This is a genomic window from Actinomadura sp. NPDC049382 (assembly GCF_040677125.1).
In the GTDB taxonomy this organism is placed as follows: Bacteria; Actinomycetota; Actinomycetes; order Streptosporangiales; family Streptosporangiaceae; genus Spirillospora; species Spirillospora geliboluensis.
In genome coordinates, this window is sequence record NZ_JBFARO010000042.1 from 1 (window position 1) to 18,724 (window position 18,724).

Here is an 18,724-nt window from a genome sequence, read left to right on the forward strand (position 1 = left end):
GGAGCTCGGACGCGTCGCCCGCGCGGTCGAACCGGTAGAGCATCTGCAGGCCGTCCGGGCGGAGGGCGCTGATCTGGGCGGGCGTCACCCAGCCGCCGCCCCGGCGAGTGCGTCGAGCGGAGCGTCCAGCGCGTAGCGGACGCGCAGGTCCTCGGGCGGCTGGTCGCCCGCCGCCCGGGCGGGCTCCAGCACGTCCCGCCGGTAGTCGTCGTCGAACGTCACGGGCGCCTCCGGGCGGCCGGCCGGCCGCTCAGCTCACCTGGACCCGGGAGAGGGCCTTGCGGGACCGCTCGACCTCCTCCTCCGACATGCCGCCGACGTCCACCTTCAGCTCCAGCCGCTCGCCGGTCTCCTTCTCCACGGCCGTGACGTTCAGCAGCCCGGAGGCGTCGAGCGCGAACGTGACGCCGATCGGCCAGCCCGCCTTCTTGCCCGGCGGGACGCGGATCTCCCCGGTCGCGATCTCGGTGTTGTCGATCAGGTCGGCGGACTCGACGACGCCGGCCTGCTCCATCACCCGGATGTCGGCGGACGCCTGGTCGTCGTAGACGGTGAAGAAGTCCTCGGTCTTCGCGGCGGGCAGCGCGTCGTTGGCGTGCACGAGGTGCGCCACCGTCTCGGCGCCGGTCTCCCGGTCGACCACGACGATCCCGAACGCGTGCGAGGCGACCGTCTTGATCTGCCGCCCGGCGATCTGCTTCTGCTGCTCGGCGGACAGGCCCGCCCGGCTCGCCATCTCCTCGGCGCGGTCGGCGGCGCCCTCCCGGACGAGCCGCCGGTAGGTCTCCTCGAACGCGTACAGGGCGGCGCCCTTGGCGACCGCGAGGTCGGGGTCCTGCAGGCGGGGGGACAGGCCGAGCTCGGTCTGCAGCCGCGCCGCGACCACCGGCATCTTCGTGGACCCGCCGACGAGGACGAGGTCGTCGTAGTCGTCCACGCCCTTCTCGGCGGCCGTCGACAGCGTCCGGCCGGTGATCTCCACGGTGCGGTCGAGGAGGTCCTTGGTGAGCTCCTCCAGCTTCTCCCGCGTCACCTCGACCGCCGCGACCCGCCCGGCGTGCATCACCCGCACCGTCTGGGACGTGCGGGTGGTGAGGGCCTTCTTGGCGTCCTCGGCGTCGCGGCGGAGCTGCTGCTCGGTCTGCTTGTCGTCGAGCGGGTCGCCCGCGTCGGGGTGCTCCTCGCGGAACCGCTCGGCGAGGTGCTCCACGAGCCGCGCGTCCCAGTCGGCGCCGCCGAGCTCGTGGTCGCCGTCGGTGCACACCACCTCGATGTGTCCGTCGCGCAGCGTGATGACGGTGGTGTCGAACGTCCCGCCGCCGAGGTCGTAGACCAGGATCGTGCGGTCCTGCTCGGGGTTGAGCACGCCGTAGGTGATCGCAGCGGCGATCGGCTCGGACACGATGTCGATGACGTTCAGCCCGGCGATCCGGCCCGCCTTGCGGGTCGCGTCGCGCTCGGCCGCGCCGAAGTAGGCGGGCACGGTGATGACGACGTCGCGGGCGTCCTCGCCGGTGGTGGTGCGCGCGTCCGTCGCGAGCTTCAGCAGGATGAACGCCGACACCTCCTCCGGCGTGAAGTCGATCCCGTGGACGGGCCGCGTCACGTCGCGGCCCATGTCCCGCTTGACCAGGCTGACGACGTTATCGGGCTCCAGGACCGCGGTGTCCTTCGCGGTGGCGCCGACGACGACGTTCTCGCCGCTCTCGAAGAAGACGACGGACGGCGTGGTGTCGGTGCCCTCCAGGTTCCGCAGGACCGAGGGCCGCCCTACGTCGTCGATCGAGGCAATGCAGGAGTACGTGGTTCCGAGGTCGATCCCGTAGACAGCCATGTCCCTCTCACCTGTCGGTCCCGAGTCCTGAGTTCATCGTCTCGCCGCGCTCCGCCCCGTCGCGGCCCGCTCCCTCGCGGCTCCCCCGGGCGGCCCTGCCGGCGGGCTCCAGGTCCTTCGCGCCCGCGCCGTCCTTCGCGCCCGCGCCGCCGGCGTCCCGGTCGAGCTTGCCGACGCTGACCGCCGCCTTGCGCAGCACCTTGCCGCCCTGCTCGAAGCCGTCGGACTGGACGGCGGTGACGGTGCCGTCGGCGAGCGGGTCGGCGACGGGCGTGACCGCGACCGGGCGGTGCCGGGAGGCGTCGTAGGGGGCGCCGGGCTCGACCGTGAACCGCTCGACGCCGAGCCGCGCCAGCGCGTCCGCGACGTCGTCGGCGAGCGCCGCCAGCAGCAGCGCGGTCTGGCCGGGGTCGGGCGGCTCGGCGGCGCCCGGCGCGGCGAGCCGCCCGGACTCGCGGCGTGCCTGGTCGTGCACCCGGTACAGCGCGGTGCGGACGGGCTCCAGCAGGTGCTGCAGCTCCCCACGCCGCAGCCGCTGGTTCTCCTCGTGCAGCCGGTCGATCACCGCCTCGCGGTGCGCCGCCCGCTCGTGCTCGCGGTCGAGCCGCGCGGCGAGCCCGGCCAGGGCGTCCCGGACGTCGGCGCGGAACGCCGCGCCCTCGTCCCCGTCCCCGCCGGCGCCCTGCTCCGGCTCGGCCCCGGAGCCATCGTTGACTGGGGGTTCCCCGTCCCTCGACACGTGCAGTCACCTTAATGCTGGACGGCGTGCGTATGACAGGTCTGACGATGACCTTGTCTGGACTCTAGTTTGACGCGTGCCCGTCATTCCAGCACCGACTCTTGCCGCTTCTCTTTCTCTGGCCGACACGTAGGGGTAACACCGGGGAAACGGCCCTCGCCCAGACTGATGGCTCGGACGGACCCCGCTCCTGGGGAAACGGCTCGCGGGGAACCGCTCGCGGGGAGACTGGAGGTGGCGATGTTGCTGCGGATACGCGTCCGGCTGCCGGACCGGCCGGGGACGCTCGGGCAGGTGGCCCGCATCCTCGGCGCGGCGGGCGCCGACGTCGTGCAGATGGCGGTGCTGGAGCGCGGCGCCGGCCGGGCGATGGACGACTTCACCGTCGCCTGGCCCGCGGGAGCGGGCATCGAGCGGCTGGTGGAGGGCCTCGGCTCGGTCGCCGGGGTGGACGTCGTCGGGATCTGGCCGACGCTGGAGCCGCAGGGCGCCTTCCCGGACGCGGCCGTGATCGGGCAGGTCGCGGCGGTCCCCGAGCGCGGCATGGAGATCCTCGCCGACGCCGTCCCGGCCCTGCTCAGCGCCGACTGGGCCGGGCTCGCCGAGCCCGCCGGGGAGGGCGCGATGCTGCTCGTGCACGCCAGCGTCGGCGGCGTGCCGGGCGCGGCCCTGCCGGACCTGGAGCCGCTGCGGCCGCGCGCGTTCACCGCGCCGGACGGCACCCAGTACGCGGTCTGCCCGCTCGCCCTGGGCGCGGTCGCGCTGGTCGCCGCCCGGACGGGCGCGCCGCCGTTCCACCGCACCGAGGTGTTCCGGCTGGAGCAGCTCGCGGGCGCCGCCGACGCCGTGCTGTACGGGGCGCCCGCCGGGCAGTCCGCGTCCTGACCTGGCCTTTCGGGCGAAGCGGTCCTAGAGTCGCAGAACAGGATCCTGCCGCGCTCCAGGAGGTGGCCCATGGCCGCGCTGCTCCGCCCGTACGCCGACGCCAAGCCGGACGAACCCGCCCTCACCGACGAGCACGGAAGCACCACGTGGCGGGAGCTGGACGCCAGGACCGGCCGGCTGGCGGACGCGCTGCGCGGGCTGGGCCTGGCCGCCGGCGACGCGATCGCGATCCACTCGGGGAACCGGCGCGAGTACTTCGAGCTGATGTGCGCCGCCGGCCACATCGGGCTCCGGTACGTCATGGTGAACTGGCACTGGACGGCCGACGAGCTGCGCTACGTCCTGACCGACTCCGGCGCCCGCGCCCTGTTCTCCGAGGACGCGTTCGGCGGGACGGCCCGCGAGGCGTCCGCGGGCCTCGACCTCGGGGCCCGCGTCGCGTTCGGCGGCGCCGTCGAGGGCTTCACCCCCTACGAGGAGTTCCTCGCGACCGGGGAGCGTGAGGAGATCGCCGACCCGGTGATGGGCTTCCCGATGTTCTACACCTCGGGCACCACGGGCCGCCCGAAGGGCGTGAACCGCAAGCAGCTCGGCGCGGGCGCCCCGATCGAGACGGCGAGCCTCATCGGCGACGTGTTCGCCGAGGTGCTCCGGATCCCGCCGGACGGCCGGTCGCTGCTCGTCGGCCCGGTGTACCACTCGGCGCAGTGGCTGTGGTCGCTGGTGTTCCTGCTCCGGGGCCGGCCGGTGGTGATGCGGCGCGACTTCGACCCGGCCGCGGCGCTGCGGCTCATCGACGAGCACGCCGTCACGAACGTGCACCTCGTCCCGACCCAGTTCGTCCGGCTGCTGCGGCTGGACGAGGAGGTCCGCGCGGCCTTCGACGGGTCGAGCCTCGCGGCGGTCTGGCACGGCGCCGCGCCCTGCTCGCCCGAGGTGAAGCGGCAGATGATCGACTGGCTGGGGCCGGTCGTGCACGAGTACTACGGGTCCACCGAGGCGTCGGTGAACAGCGTCATCACCGCCGAGGAGTGGCTGAAGAAGCCCGGGAGCGTCGGCCTGCCGCTGCCGACGACGGAGGTCCACGTCCTGCGCGAGGACGGCGCGCCGGCCGCGCCCGGCGAGCGCGGCCGGATCTACTTCCGCTACACCAGCGGCGACGACGTCGAGTACTGGGGCGACGAGGAGAAGACCCGCTCGGTGCACCGCGCCGACGGCCTGTTCACCACCGGCGACGTCGGCTACCTCGACGAGGACGGCTACCTGTTCCTCGCCGACCGCGCCATCGACATGATCATCAGCGGCGGGGTGAACATCTACCCGGCCGAGATCGAGGGGGTGCTGATCACCCATCCGGCCGTCCGGGACGTGGCGGTGTTCGGCGTCCCGGACGAGGAGTTCGGCGAGCAGGTGAAGGCCGCCGTCGAGCTCTCCGGCGGCGCCGCGCCGTCCGAGGCGCTCGCCGGGGAGCTGATCGAGCACGTGCGCGCGTCGCTCGCCGGGTACAAGGCGCCCCGCTCGGTCGACTTCGTCGAGGAGATGCCGAGGACCCCGACCGGCAAGCTCTACAAGCGGCTGCTCCGCGACCCGTACTGGGCGGGCCGGGAGCAGAAGATCTGACCGGTCAGTCCAGCAGCGCGAGGACCGCGTCCAGGCCGGTGAGGCACGCGTCGGAGCCGAGCCCCTGGGCGACGGTCGCCGCCGCGGCCGTGCCCCAGCGCGCCGCCTCCGGGACGTCCTTCCCGTGCGCGAGCCCGGTGATGAACCCGGCGCAGTACGCGTCGCCGCAGCCGGTCGTGTCGACGACCTCGACCGGCAGGGCGGGCAGCCGGTGCACGCCGCCGGCGGTCGCGACGAGGCTGCCCTCCGCGCCGAGCGTGACGACGACCGTGCGCGGGCCCTGGCCGAGCAGCGCGGCGGCGGCCTTCTCCGGGTCGCTCTCCCCGGTCATCGCGGCGGCCTGCTCCTCGTTCGGCAGGAAGTGGTCGACGTGCGGGAGGAAGGCGGCGGCGCCGGCCAGCAGGTCGGGCAGGTTGGACAGCAGGTCCATCGTGACGACGGTGCCGGTGCGGCGGGCGGCGCCGAGCATCTCGAAGAAGGCCGGGTCGTTGAGCCCGAACGTGACGTCCGGCCCGCCGAGGTGCACGAAGCCCGCCGCGCCGAGCAGCCCGGGGCCGACCGCGCCGGTGGTGAGGGTGAGGTTCGCGCCGGGGACGTGGAAGCTCGGCCGCCCGCCGTCCGGCCGGATCGGCAGGATCGACGCGCTGGTCTGGTCGGCCGTCCGCCGGACGAGCCCGGTCGCGTCCACCCCGTTCCGTGTCATGATCGCCACGAGCAGGTCGCCGAGGTCGTCGTCGCCGATCGCGCCGACCGAGATGACGTCGTTGCCGAGCCGGGCGAGCGCGACGGCGGTCCCGGCGGCGGCGCCCGCGGCGGTGGCGCGGATCTGCTCCACGACGACGGTGTCCTGCCCGTCCGGGATGCCCTCGACGGGGCGGGCGAGCACGTCCAGGATGTGCGCGCCGAGTGTGACAACGGTCATGACAGGCCCCTTAATGATCGTCAGGGCCGTAGCGTACGCAATGCGGCCGGGGAACGTGAGAGGTATTCGCATGTTGTTGAACGATGAACGGCGCGAGCTGTGCGCCATCGGCCGGCGGCTCGCCGGGACCGGCCTCGTGACGGGCGCGTCGGGCAACATCAGCGTCCGCTCGGGCGACCTCGTCGCGGTCACGCCCGGCGGGATGATGCTCGACCGGATGGAGCCCGCCGACTGCCCGGTGGTGACCCTGTCCGGCCGGCTCGTCGAGGGGGAGCGGGCGCCGTCGTCCGAGACGCCCATGCACCTCGCGCTCTACGAGGCGACTCCCGCCGCGGCGATCGTGCACACCCACTCGACCTACGGCGCCGTGGTCGCGACGACCATGTCCGAGCTGCCGCCGATCCACTACAACACCCTGCTGCTGGGCGGTGTGGTGAAGGTCGCCGAGTACGCCACCTACGGGACGCCGGAGCTGGCGGAGAACGTCCGGAAGGCCATGGCGGGCGGCAAGCGCGCGGCGCTGATGGCCAACCACGGCGGCGTCACCATCGGCCGTGATCTGGACGAGGCGTTCGAGAACGCGCGGCTCCTCGAATGGCTGTGCGGCGTCTACGTGCGGGCCAGGACGATCGGGGAGCCGCGGATCCTGACCGAGGAGGAGCTGGCGAAGGTGGTCGAGCGCGGCCTCACCCCGCCGGAGTTCCCGCGTGTAACCTAACGCTTGTTAGGTTGTCTCCGGGAGGCCCGCTTTGCCCTTCGTCCTGATCGACAAGCCGCGCCCGCACATCACCCTCATCACCCTCGACCGGCCCGAGCGCATGAACGCGATGGCCTTCGACGTGATGGTCCCGTTCCGCGAGGCCCTCGAAGAGGTGAGCCGCGACAACGACACCCGCGCCGTCGTCGTCACCGGCGCCGGGCGCGGCTTCTGCTCGGGCGCCGACCTGGAGAACCCCGGCGACATCCCCGGCATCGACGGGCTGACGCTGCCGACCATCGCGCTGCGCTCCATGGAGCTGCTGGACGACGTGGTCCGGGCGATGCGCCGCGTCCACCAGCCGGTGATCGCGGCCGTCAACGGCCCGGCGATCGGCGGCGGGCTCTGCCTGGCGCTGGCCGCCGACATCCGGCTCGGCTCCGACACCGCGCTGTTCCGCGCCGCCGGGATCAACAACGGCCTCACCGCGAGCGAGCTCGGCCTCAGCTACCTGCTGCCGCGCGCGATCGGCTCGTCCCGCGCCTTCGAGCTGATGCTGTCCGGCCGGGACGTCGACGCCGCCGAGGCCGAGCGCATCGGGCTGCTGTCCCGCGTCGTCCCCGGCGACAAGCTCCTCGACTCCTGCTACGACCTCGCCGAGCGGATCGCCGGGTTCAGCCGCCCCGGCGTGGAACTGACGAAGCGGATGCTGTGGTCGAGCCTGGACGCCGCGAGCCTCGACGCGCACATGGGCCAGGAGGGCCTCGCCCAGCTCTACGTCCGCCTCACCACCCGCAACTTCGAAGAGGCGATCAAGGCCCGCAAGGAGCACCGCCCGCCGGACTTCCAGGACTGAAGCGGACTTCCGGGACTGGACATGGCAGGGTGAGGGGGTGCCGAAGCTTCCACCGGACGAGGCGCGCCGGCTGCTGGCGACCGCCCCCGTCGCGCGCCTGGCGACCGTGGGCGAGGACGCGCGCCCGCACCTCGTGCCGGTGACCTTCGCCGTGCACCGGGGCTCGGTCTACACGGCCGTCGACCACAAGCCGAAGAGCAGCCGCGACCTGCGGCGGCTCGCCAACATCCGCGCCAACCCGCGCGTGGCGCTGCTGGCCGACCACTACGAGGACGACTGGGACCGCCTGTGGTGGGTCCGCGTGGACGGCCGCGCGGCCGTCGTCGACGACCCCGCGCGCATGGCCGAGCCCGTCGCGCTCCTCGCGGACCGCTACGCCCAGTACCGCGACCGCCCGCCCGAGGGCCCGGTCATCGCCGTCACGATCGACGCCTGGACGGGCTGGTCCGCGTCCTGAGCCGGCCCGGCGGGGTCAGTCCCAGGCTTCGCCGATCTTCGCCAGGTCGGAGGCGTACTCGATGCGGGCGCGCCACTCGTCCGGCCAGGCGTCCATGCCGAGGTGCGCGCCCGCGAAGGAGCCGGCCAGGCACGCGATCGAGTCGGAGTCGCCGGAGCTGGCGGCGCCGCGCCGGATCGCCTCGACCGGCTCGTCCGGGAACAGCAGGAAGCACAGCAGCCCGGTCGCGAGCGCCTCCTCCGCGATCCAGCCCGCGCCGGTGACCTCGCAGGGGTCGGACGCCCGGTCGCCGCGGGCGACGGCCTCGTCCAGCCGGTCGAGGACGGCCAGGCACTCGTCCCAGCCGCGCGCGATGAACGTCTCGGGGGCGTCCATCCCCGGCTGCTTCCACAGGTCGCCGAGCCAGCGCCCGTGGTACGTCGTGCGCTGCTCGTGGCAGCGGGCGCGGAGCGCCGCGGGCAGGTCGGCGGGGGCCATGCCGTCGGCCAGCCACCGGACGGCGAACGCGGTCAGCTCGCTCGCCGCCAGCCCGGTCGGATGGCCGTGGGTGAGGGCGGCCTGGAGCTGGGACGCCGCGGCGCGGGTCTCGTCGGTCAGGCCGGGCGCGAGGCCCACCGGCGCGACGCGCATGTTGGCGCCGCAGCCCTTGGAGCCCGCCACCGTGGCCTTCACCCAGGGCCGCCCGGCCTCCAGGTTGCGGCAGGCGCGCAGGCACGTGTTGCCGGGCGCGCGGTTGTTGTCGGGGCTGTTGAGCCAGTCGACGAACCGGCGCCGCCACATCGGGATGATCAGGTCGGGGGTGAACGGCGGGTTCGCCAGGGCGTCGAGGAGGGCCAGGCCGACCGCGATCGCCATCTGCGTGTCGTCGGTGACGAGCGCCGGGTCGCCGTTGAGCTGCGTGGGCCCGTGGTCGCCGAAGCGCCGGCGGATCTGCTTCATGGTGAGGAACTCGGTCGGCGCCCCCAGGGAGTCGCCGTACGCCAGCCCGAACATCGCCCCGCTCGCCCGTCTCATGGCGGGCATTCTTCCTCAACCGGGTTCAACCGGCACGCTGGAAGCGGCCCGGCGTCATGCCGTAGCAGCGGACGAACCAGCGCGTCAGATGGCTCTGGTCGGCGAAGCCCGTGCGGGCCGCGACGTCCCCGGCGGCGTCGCCCCGGGCGAGGAGGCGGCGCGCGGCGCGCAGCCGGAGCTGCCGCTGGTAGTCGCTCGGCGCCATCCCGTACTCCCGCCGGAACGCCCGGTACAGCGCGAACCGGCTGCAGCCCGCCGCCGCGGCCAGCTCGTCGGCGCCGACGTCGTCCAGGTACGCCTCCTCCAGGCGCCGCCTGGCCCGCTCGGCGACGCCGCCGGCCTCCGACACGCGCGAGCGCCGGGTGGCGGCCCGGGCGACCATCGCGCCGACCGTCGCGGTCAGCAGCTCGTCCCGCCGCAGCGCCGTCGCGCCGCCGAGGAGCGCCGCGTGCAGGCCGCGCAGGTTCCGCGCCAGCACGGGATCCTCGACGACGGGGGAGCCGAACAGCGGGAGCCCGGCCGCCCGTCCCGCGATGTCGGCCAGCACGTCCGCGACCAGCTCGGGGCCGATGTGGACGATCCGGTAGGTGAAGCCCAGCTCGTCGGCGGCGTGGCCGTCGTGCGGGTCGTCGGGGTTGAACGCGATGACCATCCCGGCCGCGCTGGTGTGCGCGCCGCCCCGGCAGCGGAACGCCTGGTAGCCGTCCTCGGTCACGCCGAACGAGTACGTCTCGTGGCTGTGCCGGTGGTACACGTGCCGCTCGAAGTGGGCGTGCATCGCCTCCAGGGGGCGGTCGGGCGACCGCCAGTACCGGCTCCAGTCCACGTGTCCCAGTGTCGCGCACGAGCGTTCAAGACGGGCCGCCGCCCGCCGGGGCACCCTGTCCGGCATGCGTTTCGACACCAAGATCGGGATCGTGGTCCGGGACGACCTGGCCGCGTGGCAGCGGCTCAACGTGACCGCGTTCCTCGCCGGCGCGGTGGCGGGCGGCGTCCCCGGCGTGATCGGCGAGCCGTACGAGGACGCGTCCGGCAACCGGTACCTGGCGATGTTCCGGCAGCCCGTGCTGGTCTACGAGGCGGACACCGCCGCGATCGCGCAGACCCACGCGCGCGCCCTCGCCCGGGGGATGGACATCGCCGTCTACATCGAGGACATGTTCAAGACCGGCCACGACGAGGCGAACCGCGCGACCGTCCGCGCCGTCACCGCCGGCGAGATGCCCCTGGTCGGGTTCGCCGTGCACGGGCCGAAGAACGGCGTGGACAAGGTGCTCAAGGGGTTGCGGCTGCACCCGTGAGCCCGGCGAGGGCGGCGAGCCGCTCGCGGTGCCGGTCCGGCGCGCCGAACAGCTGCCGCGACCCCTGGGCGCGCTTGAAGTACAGGTGCGCGTCGTGCTCCCAGGTGAAGCCGATGCCGCCGTGCAGCTGGATCGCCTCGCCCGCCGTGTGGAAGTAGGCGTCCGAGCAGTACGCCTTCGCCAGCGCGGCCGCGGCCGGCAGCTCCTCCGGGGCCTCGTCGGCGGCGGCCGCCGCGTTCAGCACCGCCGACCGCGCCGACTCCACCAGCACGAACATGTCCGCGCACCGGTGCTTGATCGCCTGGAACGACCCGATCGGGCGGCCGAACTGGTGCCGGACCTTCGCGTACTCGACCGTCATGTCCAGGGTCCGCTGCGCGCCGCCGAGCTGCTCGGCGGCCAGCGCGACCGCCGCGACGTCCAGCGCCCTGAGCAGGGCGTCGCGCCCGCCGACCCTCCGCGCCGGGACGCCGTCGAACTCGATCCGGGCCAGCTTGCGCGTCTGGTCGAGCGTCACGACGGGCGTCCGGACGAGGCGCGGGACGTCCTCCACGGCATAGAGGCCGACGCCGTCGGCGCCGCGCGCCGCGACCAGGACCACGTCGGCGATGTGGCCGTCCAGGACGAAGTTCTTGGTGCCGCTGACCGCGCCGTCCTCGAACACGGCCGCCACGTCGCCCGGGTCCCAGGACCCGCCGTCCTCGGCCACCGCCAGCGTCGCGATGGCGGAGCCGTCCGCGATGCCGGGCAGCAGGTCGTGCCCGCCCTCACCGGCCTCCAGCGCCGCCGCCGCGGTGATCGTCGCGAGGAAGGGGGCGCACACGACCGCCCGCCCCATCTCCTCGAACACGACGGCCAGCTCCCGCACCCCGAACCCGGCGCCGCCGTGCTCCTCGGCGATCGCGAGGCCCTGCAGCCCGAGCTGCTCGGCCATCTGCGCCCAGACCTTCGGGTCGTAGCCCGCGGCCGTCTCCATCAGCCGCCGCACCTCGGCGGCGGGGGACCGGTCGGCGAAGAAGCGCCGCAGCGCGTCGCGCAGCTCCCGCTGTTCCTCGGTGACGACGAGCTTCATTCCGGCGGCCTCCCACACGCGTCCCAGTCGTACCGGGCCATGGTGCCGCGCGCCGCCGGCCCGGTTCACTGGGGTTCCCATCCAGCGGGACGGTCAGGGCGCCCAGTCGTGCGGCCCGAGCACGTAGCCCTCGCTGGTCGAGTGCAGGTGGTTGATCGACACCAGATGGCCGAGCGCGGCCCACAGATCCTCCTCGGGCGCCTCGACCAGCGCCCCGATCGTCTCGAAGTCCGCCGCGCCGCGCTCCTTGTCGATCTCCGCCACGGTCTCGTACACGATCAGCTCGAAGTCCGACAGCTCCTGGACGTCCCCACGTCCGACATCTCGCTCATCCATAGACAAAACGTGCCCACTGGGACTCGTTCTATGGGCCCGGAGCGGCACCTCTGTCACGCGGCCCGGTGCATCGCCGTCTTCCTGGGGAAGCCATCTCCGGGAGGTCATTCATGAGAGCTGTACGCATACACAAGAGCCCCGACGGCGACGGCGAGGGCCTGGTCCTGGAGGACGCGCCGCGCCCCTACGCGGCCACCGGCGACGTCGTCGTGCAGGTGCGCGCGGCGGGGTTCGTCCCCGACGAACTCGACTGGCCCGGCACGTGGGTCGACCGGGCCGGGCGGGACCGGACGCCGTCGGTCCCCGGCCACGACGTCGCCGGCGTGGTCGCCGACGTCGCCTACGGCACCGCCGGGTTCGCCGTGGGCGACCGCGTGTTCGGCCTGACCGACTGGCACCGCGACGGCGCGGCGGCCGAGTACGTCGCCGTCGAGGCGCGCAACCTCGCGCCGATGCCCGCGTCGCTGTCGTTCACCGAGGCGGCCGCCCTGCCGCTCGCCGGCCTGACGTGCTGGCAGGCGCTGTTCGTCCACGGCGGGCTGCGCGCGGGGCAGACCGTCGTCGTGCACGGCGGGGGAGGCGGCACCGGCAGCCTGGCCGTCCAGCTGGCCCGCGACGCGGGCGCGCACGTCATCGCCACCGGCCGGGCCCGCGCCGCCGAGGTCGCGCTGCGGATGGGCGCGCACGCCTTCGTCGACGTGGAGAGCGAGCGCTTCGAGGACGCCGTCGAGCCCGTCGACGTCATCTTCGACACCATCGGCGGCGACCTGCTCGCCCGCTCCGCGAGCCGGATCAGGCCGGGCGGCGCGCTGGTCTCGATCACGGCCCCGCCGCCGGTCGAGCCGCCGGACGGGCGCGCCGTCTTCTTCATCGTCGAACCCGACCGCGGCCAGCTCGCCGAGCTCGCCGAGCGGGCGGAGGCCGGCCGGCTCCGCGCCCATGTCGGCGCCGTGTACCCGCTGGCCGAGACCCGCGAGGCGTTCGAGGCCAAGCAGCGGGGCGTCCCCGGCAAGGTGGTCATCGAGGTCTGACGCGCGGCCGGCCGCGAGCAGCGACGCGCGGCCGGCCCGCCCCTCTCAGGCGTCCCGCTTGAGGAAGAAGTCCCGGACGTCCGCGGAGAGCAGCTCCGGCACCTCCATCGCGGCGAAGTGGCCGCCGCGGTCGAACTCCGACCAGTGCCCGATGTCGTAGAGCCGCTCGGCCAGCGGCCGCACCGACTGCGTGATGTCGTGCGCGAACACCGCCACGCCGACCGGCACCCGGCACGGCGCGGCCTGCCCCCGCGGCGCGTCGTGGTGCAGCCGCGCCGAGGAGGCCGCGGTGGCGGTCAGCCAGTACAGCGAGACGTCGGTCAGCATCCGGTCGTCGTCGACCGGTGTGGCCGGGTCGGTCCACTGCGCGAACCGCTCGGCGATCCAGGCCAGCTGGCCGACCGGCGAGTCGGTCAGCGCGTAGCCGATGGTCTGCGGGGTGAGGGCCTGCAGCGCCTGGTAGGGCGGGCGGTTCGCCATCAGCTTCCGGACCGTGTCCAGCCGGGCCTCGTCGGCCTCGGTCAGCGTGACGCCGGCGTCCGGGTCCGGACGGGTCGGCAGGTAGTTGACGTGCACCCCGACGACCCGCTCGGGCGCCGCCGCGCCGAGCGCCAGCGAGATGCCGGACCCGAAGTCGCCGCCCTGCGCGCCGTAGCGCTCGTACCCGAGCCGGTGCATGAGCTCCGCCCAGGCCCGCGCGATCCGGGGGACGCCCCAGTCGCGCTCGTGGGTCGGCCCGGAGAACCCGTAGCCCGGAATGGACGGGATCACCAGGTGGAAGTCCCGCGACAGCGGCTCGATCACGCCGAGGAACTCCAGGAACGACCCGGGCCAGCCGTGCGTGAGGATCAGCGCGAGCGCGTCCGGCTTCGCCGACCGCACGTGCACGAAGTGGATGTTCTGCCCGTCGATCTCGGTGGTGAAGTGCGGCAGCTCGTTGAGCTCCGCCTCGTGCTCGCGCCAGTCGTAGCCGGTGCGCCAATACTCGGCCAGTTCCTTGAGCCGCGCCAGCGGGAAGCCGTAGTCCCACCCGGCGCCCTCGACCTCGTTGGGCCAGCGGGTGCGGGCGAGCCGGTCGGCCAGATCGTCGAGGTCGGCCTGCGGAACGTCGATGCGGAACGGCTTGATCATGATCGCGACTCCCCGGATGCGGACGGCCAAGCGTTGGCCGAACCAATGTTGGTAGCGCCAACGCTAACACAACTCGTTGGCCGGGCCAACGATTGACTCGGGACGGTGCTCGCCGCCGGCCGCTTCGGTAGGTTGCGGGGATGCTGGTTCGGGTCACCGGAATCGTCGTCGAGGACGAGCGCGTCCTCCTGCTCGACCAGGACACCGATACCGGGCGGTCGTGGTCGCTGCCCGGCGGGAAGGTCGAGGAGGGCGAGCCCCTGGCGGACGCCCTGGTCAGGGAGATGCGCGAGGAGACCGGCCTGGACGTCGAGCCCGGCAGGCTGCTCTACGTCTGCGACCACCTGCCGGACGGAGGCGCCCACGTCCTGCACATCACCTTCGAGGCCCGCCGCCTCGGCGGGACGGCCGGGGACGTCGCCGGCGGCGACACCAGGGAGATCCGCGGGGTGAGGTTCGTGCCGCTCGGCGACCTGGCGGCGCTGGGGTTCGGCGACCGGTTCGCGGAACTGGCCCGCGCCGGGTGGCCCGGCGCGGGCTCCTACATGGGCGCCAAGAGCAACATCGGGCTCTGATCACTGGGCGGTCCAGCCGCCGTCCACGGCGAGGCGCTCGCCCTGCTCGACTCGCTCGCCGCCACCGGGCGTCAGCCGTAGCGCTTCAGTTCGTAGAAGAAGTCGGGGACCGTGTGCAGAGCGCCCGACGACTTGACCTGGTCGTAGACGTACTTCGCGACGGCCAGGTCGAGGACGCCCAGCCCGAAGGGGGAGAAGACCACCGGCTTGCCGGCGGGCGGGGTCGTCGCCCCGGTGAGGACGTCGTAGAGCGTGCCGGCGACGAAGTCGCGGTTGCCGGCCTTCTGCTCGGCCAGGTGCGGGGACGTGTTGGCCTTCATGCAGTGCTCGACGTCGTCCACCACGTTGTAGGCCGACAGGATGATCTCGGGGGAGAGGTCGCGCAGCGACACGTTCAGGACGAGCGGGGCGTGCGCGAACCAGGCCGGGTCGTGGACGTGCGGCTCGCCGGCGACGGTGGCGAAGACGATCAGGTCGGACGCGCGGATCAGCGACTCCGCCGAGTCGTGGATCGTGATCTCGCCCTTCTCCGAGCGCTCCAGGTACTCCTGGAACCCCTCGGCGTGCTCGCGGGAGAGGTCGTGGACGCCCAGCTCGTCGAACGCGAAGCCGTTGCCCGCCAGGTAGGTGTGGATGTAGCGGGCGATGAGGCCGACGCCGATGAAGCCGACGCGGCGGGGGCGGTCGCCGCGGGCGTCGGCGAGGGCGGCGGCGGCGAGGGCGGCGGAGGCGGCGGTGCGGGCCGCGGAGATGATCGAGCTCTCCAGGCACGCGAACGGGTAGCCGGTGTCGGCGTCGTTGAGGATCAGCACGGCCGAGGCGCGCGGGATGCCGCCCGCGACGTTGCCGGGGAAGCTGGAGATCCACTTGATCCCGTGCACGCCGACGTCGCCCTTGACCGAGGCGGGCAGGGCGATGATCCGGTCGGACGGGCGGTCCGGGAACCGCAGGAAGTAGGAGTCGGGGTTGACGGTCAGCCCCTCGCCGTGCAGCCGGTAGGCCGCCTCGACCATCCGGGTGACCTGCTCCTCGCGCCCGGCGACGGCCTCGTGGACCTGCGCGCCGGAGACCACGGCGAATGCCGGAACCTGCGTCATGGTGGAAAACTCCGTCTTTTCTCGATGATCAGTCGCCGAGGATACCGGCGGGGTCTGCGAGCAGGTCGCCGAAGTGCTCGCGCACCCAGCCCTCCGCGTAGATGGAGTCCAGGTAGCGCTCCCCGAGGTCGGGGGCGATCGCCACGGCGACCGGGTCCTCGCCGGGGTACTTGGCGTCCAGCCAGCGGGACGCGCCGGACACGACGGTGCCGGTGGAGCCGCCGAACAGGAACCCGCGGGCGGCGAGGGCGTGCACGGTCCGGATGGTGTCGGGCTCGGCGACGTGCACGACGTCGTCGATGAACGACTCGTCCACCAGGGCGGGCTTGCTGCTGGTGCCGAGGCCCGGCACCATGCGCCGCTCGGGGATGCCGCCGAAGGTGACGGAGCCGACCGCGTCGACCGCCACGATCGTGACCGGGCGCCGGTGCTCGCGGAAGTAGCGGGCGCAGCCCATCAGGGTGCCCGTGGTGCCCGCGCCGACGAAGAGAACCTCCAGGTCGGGGAACTCGCGGTCGATCGCCGGCGCGGTCCCGCGGTAGTGCGCCATCCAGTTGTTGCGGTTGGCGTACTGGTTCAGCCACACGTACCGCTCGTCGGACTCGCACAGGCTCCGGACGTAGGCGATCCGGCCGCCGAGGTACCCGCCGTTGGCGTCCCGGTCGGAGACGACCCGGACCTCGGCGCCGAGCGCCCGCATGACCCGCATCGACGCGGGGTTGCAGCGCGGGTCGGTGACGCAGACGAACCGCAGGCCGCGGCTCGCGGCGATGAGGCTGAGCGCGATCCCGAGGTTGCCGGACGACGACTCGACGATCACCGAGCCGGCGGTGAGCGCGCCGTCGCGCTCGGCCGCCTCGACCATCGCGGCGGCCGCCTTCAGCTTGACCGAGCCGGCGAAATTAAAGCCCTCGCATTTCAGGTAGAGCGGCCGTTTTATAACGGGCCGCAGATCGACGTAAAGGTCGTCGACATTGAATTCCTGCGGCGAGGTGATTATCGGCACGCGTCCACCCTCAAATGAAGAAACAATTCCCTCATCTTCCCCCGAGTTCGCCGCCGGGCTTCACGCCAGAGCCATGCGGAGCCTCACCGTACCCGCGAGCAAGTTGCCGTCGCAACCCCCTGATTACTCGTTGGTAGGTTGGAATGCGAGATGCTTCTGGCAGGTGCCGGACATAAGCTATGGCTCCGCTTGTATTGCTGTTACAGCGGAGTGGTTCTACATCACGGAGAGTAATGATGACTGCTCGCGGACCCGCCGCGGACCGGCTGCTGCCCACGGCCGGGCTGCCCGCCCTGGACGTGCCCGCGGCCGAGGTGGAGCGGGCCCGGGAGCTGGCCGCCCGGCACGGGATGCTCCGCGAGCGGGAGGTCGACCTCGGCGACCCGGTCATCACGCGGGTGGAGCGGTTCGCCGCCGAGCGGGACCGGCCGGCGGTCGCCGACGGGCCCCGCACGCTCTCCTATGCCGAGCTCGCCGCCGAGGCCCGCCGGCTCGCCGCGCTGCTGGCGGCGGAGGGCGTCGAGCCCGGCACCGTCGTCGGCGTCGGCGGCGGCCGCCGCGCCGAGGTCATCGCCGCGTTCCTGGCGATCGAGCTGGTCGGGGCCCTGTACGTGCCGGCGGACGAGACGTGGCCCGCCGGGCGCGTCCGCGACGTCCTCGCCCAGGCGGGCGCGTCCGTGCTGGTCGCGGTGGACGCCCCGCGCACCGCCCCGGCCCTGCTGGCGGGCGCGGCGGAGGCCGGCTGCCGGGTCGTCGACGCGGCCGCGGCGCGCGGCCTGGCGCCCTGGCCCGGCGAGCCCCGCCCGACCGCCCCCGACCAGCCCCGGTACGTGCTGTTCACCTCGGGCTCGACCGGCCGTCCGAAGGGCGCGGTCGTCGAGCACCAGGGCATGCTCAACCACCTCTGGGCGAAGATCATCGACCTGGAGCTGACCGGCGCGGACACCGTCGCGTTCACCGCCCCGCTCGGCTTCGACATCTCGATCTGGCAGATGCTCTGCCCGCTCCTGATCGGCGGCCGGATCGACGTGATCGGCGACGAGGTCGGGCACGACCCGGCCGCGTTCGCCCGCGCCGTGGACGACCGCGGCATCACGGTCGTCGAGCTCGTCCCCACCATGGTCAGGCACCTGCTGGACGACCTCGCCCCCGGCTCGCTGACCGGCCTGCGCTGGATGATCGCCACCGGCGAGGAACTCCCCGCCGAACTGTCCCGCCGCTGGCTGGAGGCGATGCCGCACGCCCGGCTCCTCAACGCCTACGGCCCCACCGAGTGCTCCGACGACGTCACCCACCACACCGTGACGGCCGGCGACCTGGAGCTCCTGCGGCTCCCGATCGGCACGCCCATCGTCAACGCGCGCCTGTACGTGCTGCGCGAGGACGAGGGGGCCTGGTCCGCCTGCGACGTCGGCGAGACCGGCGAGCTGTTCGTCGGCGGCGTCGTCGTCGGGCGCGGCTACCTCGGCAACGACGAGCGGACCCGCGAGGCGTTCTACCGCGACCCGTTCGACCCGGCGTCCCCGACGGGCCGCCTGTACCGGACGGGCGACGCGGTGAAGCTGCTCCCGGCGGGCGCGGGCGGCGAGGACCGGCCCACCCTGCAGTACCTCGGCCGCGTCGACCGGCAGGTCAAGATCGCCGGGGTGCGGATGGAGCTGGGCGAGATCGAGGCGGTGCTGCAGCGGCACCCCGGGGTGCGCGCCGCCGCGGTGGTCGTGCACGAGTACCCCGCCCGCTGACGATCACACTGCGTGACCGGTGTGGGCCGATCCGGTTGTCAACCTTTGTCATCCGATGAGCGTCGCGGCGGCGGTGACCCGCGGCGCGGGCCCGCCGTTTTGTCACTCCCGTTAGCAATGCGACCGGCCAACTTCTACTTATGAGGGGATTGCGAGGCATGTGACAGGCTGGTTGACTGTGACCTCGCTACTCCTGAGTAGAACACGGGTCGAGGGCGGTTCCGGTCGAGCGCGGAAAGCGGCGGCGCTCTGTATTGGCGGGAACACAGGGCGTTGACTCCGGGAAAGTGCGGGCCGATCGCGTTCCCGGCGCAGGCTCGGGGTGAAAGGGGACGGGGCAAGCCCGATCAGTTCTGTGGTCATGCTTTTTGAATTTCTGCCCGCCGGTGCCCTGCCGGTTCCGATGCCG

At 73.4% G+C, this 18,724-nt stretch carries 20 protein-coding genes; 9 read left to right on the plus strand and 11 right to left on the minus strand.

Annotated elements, in window-relative coordinates; translation table 11 throughout:
• Positions 1–84: 84 nt before the first annotated feature.
• Genes AB0K34_RS24010 through grpE form a run of 3 tightly spaced genes read right to left on the minus strand, consistent with a single transcriptional unit; the run spans position 85 to position 2,573 of the window.
• Positions 85–222, minus strand: a complete 138-nt coding sequence (locus AB0K34_RS24010) for a hypothetical protein (protein ID WP_364550949.1) — start codon at positions 220–222, stop codon at positions 85–87.
• Positions 223–250: 28 nt separating this feature from the next.
• Positions 251–1,834, minus strand: coding sequence for an Hsp70 family protein (locus AB0K34_RS24015; protein WP_138638150.1), 1,584 nt, complete (start codon positions 1,832–1,834; stop codon positions 251–253).
• Positions 1,835–1,841: 7 nt separating this feature from the next.
• Positions 1,842–2,573 (minus strand): nucleotide exchange factor GrpE, encoded by a 732-nt coding sequence (gene grpE, locus AB0K34_RS24020; RefSeq protein ID WP_301175256.1) that lies wholly within the window; start codon positions 2,571–2,573, stop codon positions 1,842–1,844.
• 240 nt (positions 2,574–2,813) lie between these two features.
• On the opposite strand from grpE, the gene AB0K34_RS24025 reads away from it, so the two are divergent.
• On the plus strand, positions 2,814–3,458 hold the full coding sequence (locus tag AB0K34_RS24025; protein WP_301175280.1) for an ACT domain-containing protein: 645 nt from the start codon (positions 2,814–2,816) through the stop codon (positions 3,456–3,458).
• A gap of 69 nt (positions 3,459–3,527) precedes the next feature.
• The gene (locus AB0K34_RS24030; RefSeq protein ID WP_301175257.1) at positions 3,528–5,078 is read left to right on the plus strand and encodes an AMP-binding protein; all 1,551 of its coding nucleotides are present in this window, start codon (positions 3,528–3,530) and stop codon (positions 5,076–5,078) included.
• Between the two features lie 4 nt (positions 5,079–5,082).
• On the opposite strand, the gene AB0K34_RS24035 is transcribed toward AB0K34_RS24030, so the two are convergent.
• On the minus strand, positions 5,083–6,000 hold the full coding sequence (locus AB0K34_RS24035; RefSeq protein WP_138638148.1) for a PfkB family carbohydrate kinase: 918 nt from the start codon (positions 5,998–6,000) through the stop codon (positions 5,083–5,085).
• Positions 6,001–6,070: 70 nt separating this feature from the next.
• Between AB0K34_RS24035 and AB0K34_RS24040 the strand changes: the two genes are divergently transcribed.
• The 3 genes from AB0K34_RS24040 to AB0K34_RS24050 are packed head-to-tail and all read left to right on the plus strand — an operon-like array spanning position 6,071 to position 8,010.
• A complete protein-coding gene (locus tag AB0K34_RS24040; protein ID WP_301175258.1) occupies positions 6,071–6,718 on the plus strand; it encodes a class II aldolase/adducin family protein in 648 nt (215 codons plus the stop codon).
• Positions 6,719–6,749: 31 nt separating this feature from the next.
• Positions 6,750–7,553 carry an enoyl-CoA hydratase gene (locus tag AB0K34_RS24045; RefSeq protein ID WP_301175259.1) on the plus strand — a complete coding sequence of 268 codons (804 nt, stop codon included), beginning with the start codon at positions 6,750–6,752 and terminating at the stop codon, positions 7,551–7,553.
• Between the two features lie 37 nt (positions 7,554–7,590).
• The gene (locus AB0K34_RS24050) at positions 7,591–8,010 is read left to right on the plus strand and encodes a TIGR03668 family PPOX class F420-dependent oxidoreductase (RefSeq protein WP_301175260.1); all 420 of its coding nucleotides are present in this window, start codon (positions 7,591–7,593) and stop codon (positions 8,008–8,010) included.
• 15 nt (positions 8,011–8,025) lie between these two features.
• Here the strand turns inward: AB0K34_RS24050 and AB0K34_RS24055 are convergent, their stop codons facing one another.
• Complete coding sequence (locus tag AB0K34_RS24055) at positions 8,026–9,024, minus strand: ADP-ribosylglycohydrolase family protein (protein WP_301175261.1); 999 nt, start codon at positions 9,022–9,024, stop codon at positions 8,026–8,028.
• A 25-nt stretch (positions 9,025–9,049) separates the two neighbouring features.
• Positions 9,050–9,850, minus strand: a complete 801-nt coding sequence (locus AB0K34_RS24060) for an AraC family transcriptional regulator (RefSeq protein ID WP_301175262.1) — start codon at positions 9,848–9,850, stop codon at positions 9,050–9,052.
• Between the two features lie 64 nt (positions 9,851–9,914).
• Here AB0K34_RS24060 and AB0K34_RS24065 point away from each other — a divergent pair, with 64 nt between their 5' ends.
• Positions 9,915–10,325 (plus strand): DUF2000 domain-containing protein, encoded by a 411-nt coding sequence (locus tag AB0K34_RS24065; RefSeq protein WP_138638144.1) that lies wholly within the window; start codon positions 9,915–9,917, stop codon positions 10,323–10,325.
• On the opposite strand, the gene AB0K34_RS24070 is transcribed toward AB0K34_RS24065, so the two are convergent.
• Together AB0K34_RS24070 and AB0K34_RS24075 are read right to left on the minus strand one after the other, a co-directional pair.
• On the minus strand, positions 10,300–11,478 hold the full coding sequence (locus tag AB0K34_RS24070) for an acyl-CoA dehydrogenase family protein (protein ID WP_301175263.1): 1,179 nt from the start codon (positions 11,476–11,478) through the stop codon (positions 10,300–10,302). The two genes, AB0K34_RS24065 and AB0K34_RS24070, sit on opposite strands and share 26 nt — an antisense overlap.
• Before the next feature lie 12 nt (positions 11,479–11,490).
• Positions 11,491–11,733, minus strand: coding sequence for a hypothetical protein (locus tag AB0K34_RS24075; protein ID WP_138638143.1), 243 nt, complete (start codon positions 11,731–11,733; stop codon positions 11,491–11,493).
• 110 nt (positions 11,734–11,843) lie between these two features.
• Between AB0K34_RS24075 and AB0K34_RS24080 the strand changes: the two genes are divergently transcribed.
• Positions 11,844–12,764: an NADP-dependent oxidoreductase gene (locus AB0K34_RS24080; RefSeq protein ID WP_138638142.1), complete on the plus strand. Its 921-nt coding sequence runs from the start codon at positions 11,844–11,846 to the stop codon at positions 12,762–12,764.
• Between the two features lie 45 nt (positions 12,765–12,809).
• Here AB0K34_RS24080 and AB0K34_RS24085 read toward each other — a convergent pair whose 3' ends face one another.
• Entirely contained in the window at positions 12,810–13,895 is a 1,086-nt protein-coding gene (locus AB0K34_RS24085; RefSeq protein WP_301175264.1) for an epoxide hydrolase family protein, read from the minus strand.
• Between the two features lie 140 nt (positions 13,896–14,035).
• On the opposite strand from AB0K34_RS24085, the gene AB0K34_RS24090 reads away from it, so the two are divergent.
• Positions 14,036–14,470, plus strand: coding sequence for an NUDIX hydrolase (locus tag AB0K34_RS24090; RefSeq protein ID WP_301175265.1), 435 nt, complete (start codon positions 14,036–14,038; stop codon positions 14,468–14,470).
• Positions 14,471–14,541: 71 nt separating this feature from the next.
• Here the strand turns inward: AB0K34_RS24090 and sbnB are convergent, their stop codons facing one another.
• On the minus strand, positions 14,542–15,567 hold the full coding sequence (sbnB, locus tag AB0K34_RS24095; RefSeq protein WP_301175266.1) for a 2,3-diaminopropionate biosynthesis protein SbnB: 1,026 nt from the start codon (positions 15,565–15,567) through the stop codon (positions 14,542–14,544).
• A 28-nt stretch (positions 15,568–15,595) separates the two neighbouring features.
• On the minus strand, positions 15,596–16,573 hold the full coding sequence (gene sbnA, locus AB0K34_RS24100; RefSeq protein ID WP_138638138.1) for a 2,3-diaminopropionate biosynthesis protein SbnA: 978 nt from the start codon (positions 16,571–16,573) through the stop codon (positions 15,596–15,598).
• 236 nt (positions 16,574–16,809) lie between these two features.
• Between sbnA and AB0K34_RS24105 the strand changes: the two genes are divergently transcribed.
• Entirely contained in the window at positions 16,810–18,315 is a 1,506-nt protein-coding gene (locus AB0K34_RS24105) for an amino acid adenylation domain-containing protein (protein WP_301175267.1), read from the plus strand.
• Positions 18,316–18,724: the final 409 nt, after the last annotated feature.

Coding starts and splice junctions, on each gene's coding strand:
- AB0K34_RS24015 (WP_138638150.1), bottom strand. CDS start 1,834: ATGGCTGTCTACGGGATCGACCTCGGAACCACGTACTCCTGCATTGCC.
- AB0K34_RS24025 (WP_301175280.1), top strand. CDS start 2,814: ATGTTGCTGCGGATACGCGTCCGGCTGCCGGACCGGCCGGGGACGCTC.
- AB0K34_RS24030 (WP_301175257.1), top strand. CDS start 3,528: ATGGCCGCGCTGCTCCGCCCGTACGCCGACGCCAAGCCGGACGAACCC.
- AB0K34_RS24035 (WP_138638148.1), bottom strand. CDS start 6,000: ATGACCGTTGTCACACTCGGCGCGCACATCCTGGACGTGCTCGCCCGC.
- AB0K34_RS24040 (WP_301175258.1), top strand. CDS start 6,071: ATGTTGTTGAACGATGAACGGCGCGAGCTGTGCGCCATCGGCCGGCGG.
- AB0K34_RS24055 (WP_301175261.1), bottom strand. CDS start 9,024: ATGAGACGGGCGAGCGGGGCGATGTTCGGGCTGGCGTACGGCGACTCC.
- AB0K34_RS24065 (WP_138638144.1), top strand. CDS start 9,915: ATGCGTTTCGACACCAAGATCGGGATCGTGGTCCGGGACGACCTGGCC.
- AB0K34_RS24070 (WP_301175263.1), bottom strand. CDS start 11,478: ATGGGAACCCCAGTGAACCGGGCCGGCGGCGCGCGGCACCATGGCCCG.
- AB0K34_RS24075 (WP_138638143.1), bottom strand. CDS start 11,733: ATGGATGAGCGAGATGTCGGACGTGGGGACGTCCAGGAGCTGTCGGAC.
- AB0K34_RS24080 (WP_138638142.1), top strand. CDS start 11,844: ATGAGAGCTGTACGCATACACAAGAGCCCCGACGGCGACGGCGAGGGC.
- AB0K34_RS24085 (WP_301175264.1), bottom strand. CDS start 13,895: ATGATCAAGCCGTTCCGCATCGACGTTCCGCAGGCCGACCTCGACGAT.
- AB0K34_RS24090 (WP_301175265.1), top strand. CDS start 14,036: ATGCTGGTTCGGGTCACCGGAATCGTCGTCGAGGACGAGCGCGTCCTC.
- sbnB (WP_301175266.1), bottom strand. CDS start 15,567: ATGACGCAGGTTCCGGCATTCGCCGTGGTCTCCGGCGCGCAGGTCCAC.
- AB0K34_RS24105 (WP_301175267.1), top strand. CDS start 16,810: ATGACTGCTCGCGGACCCGCCGCGGACCGGCTGCTGCCCACGGCCGGG.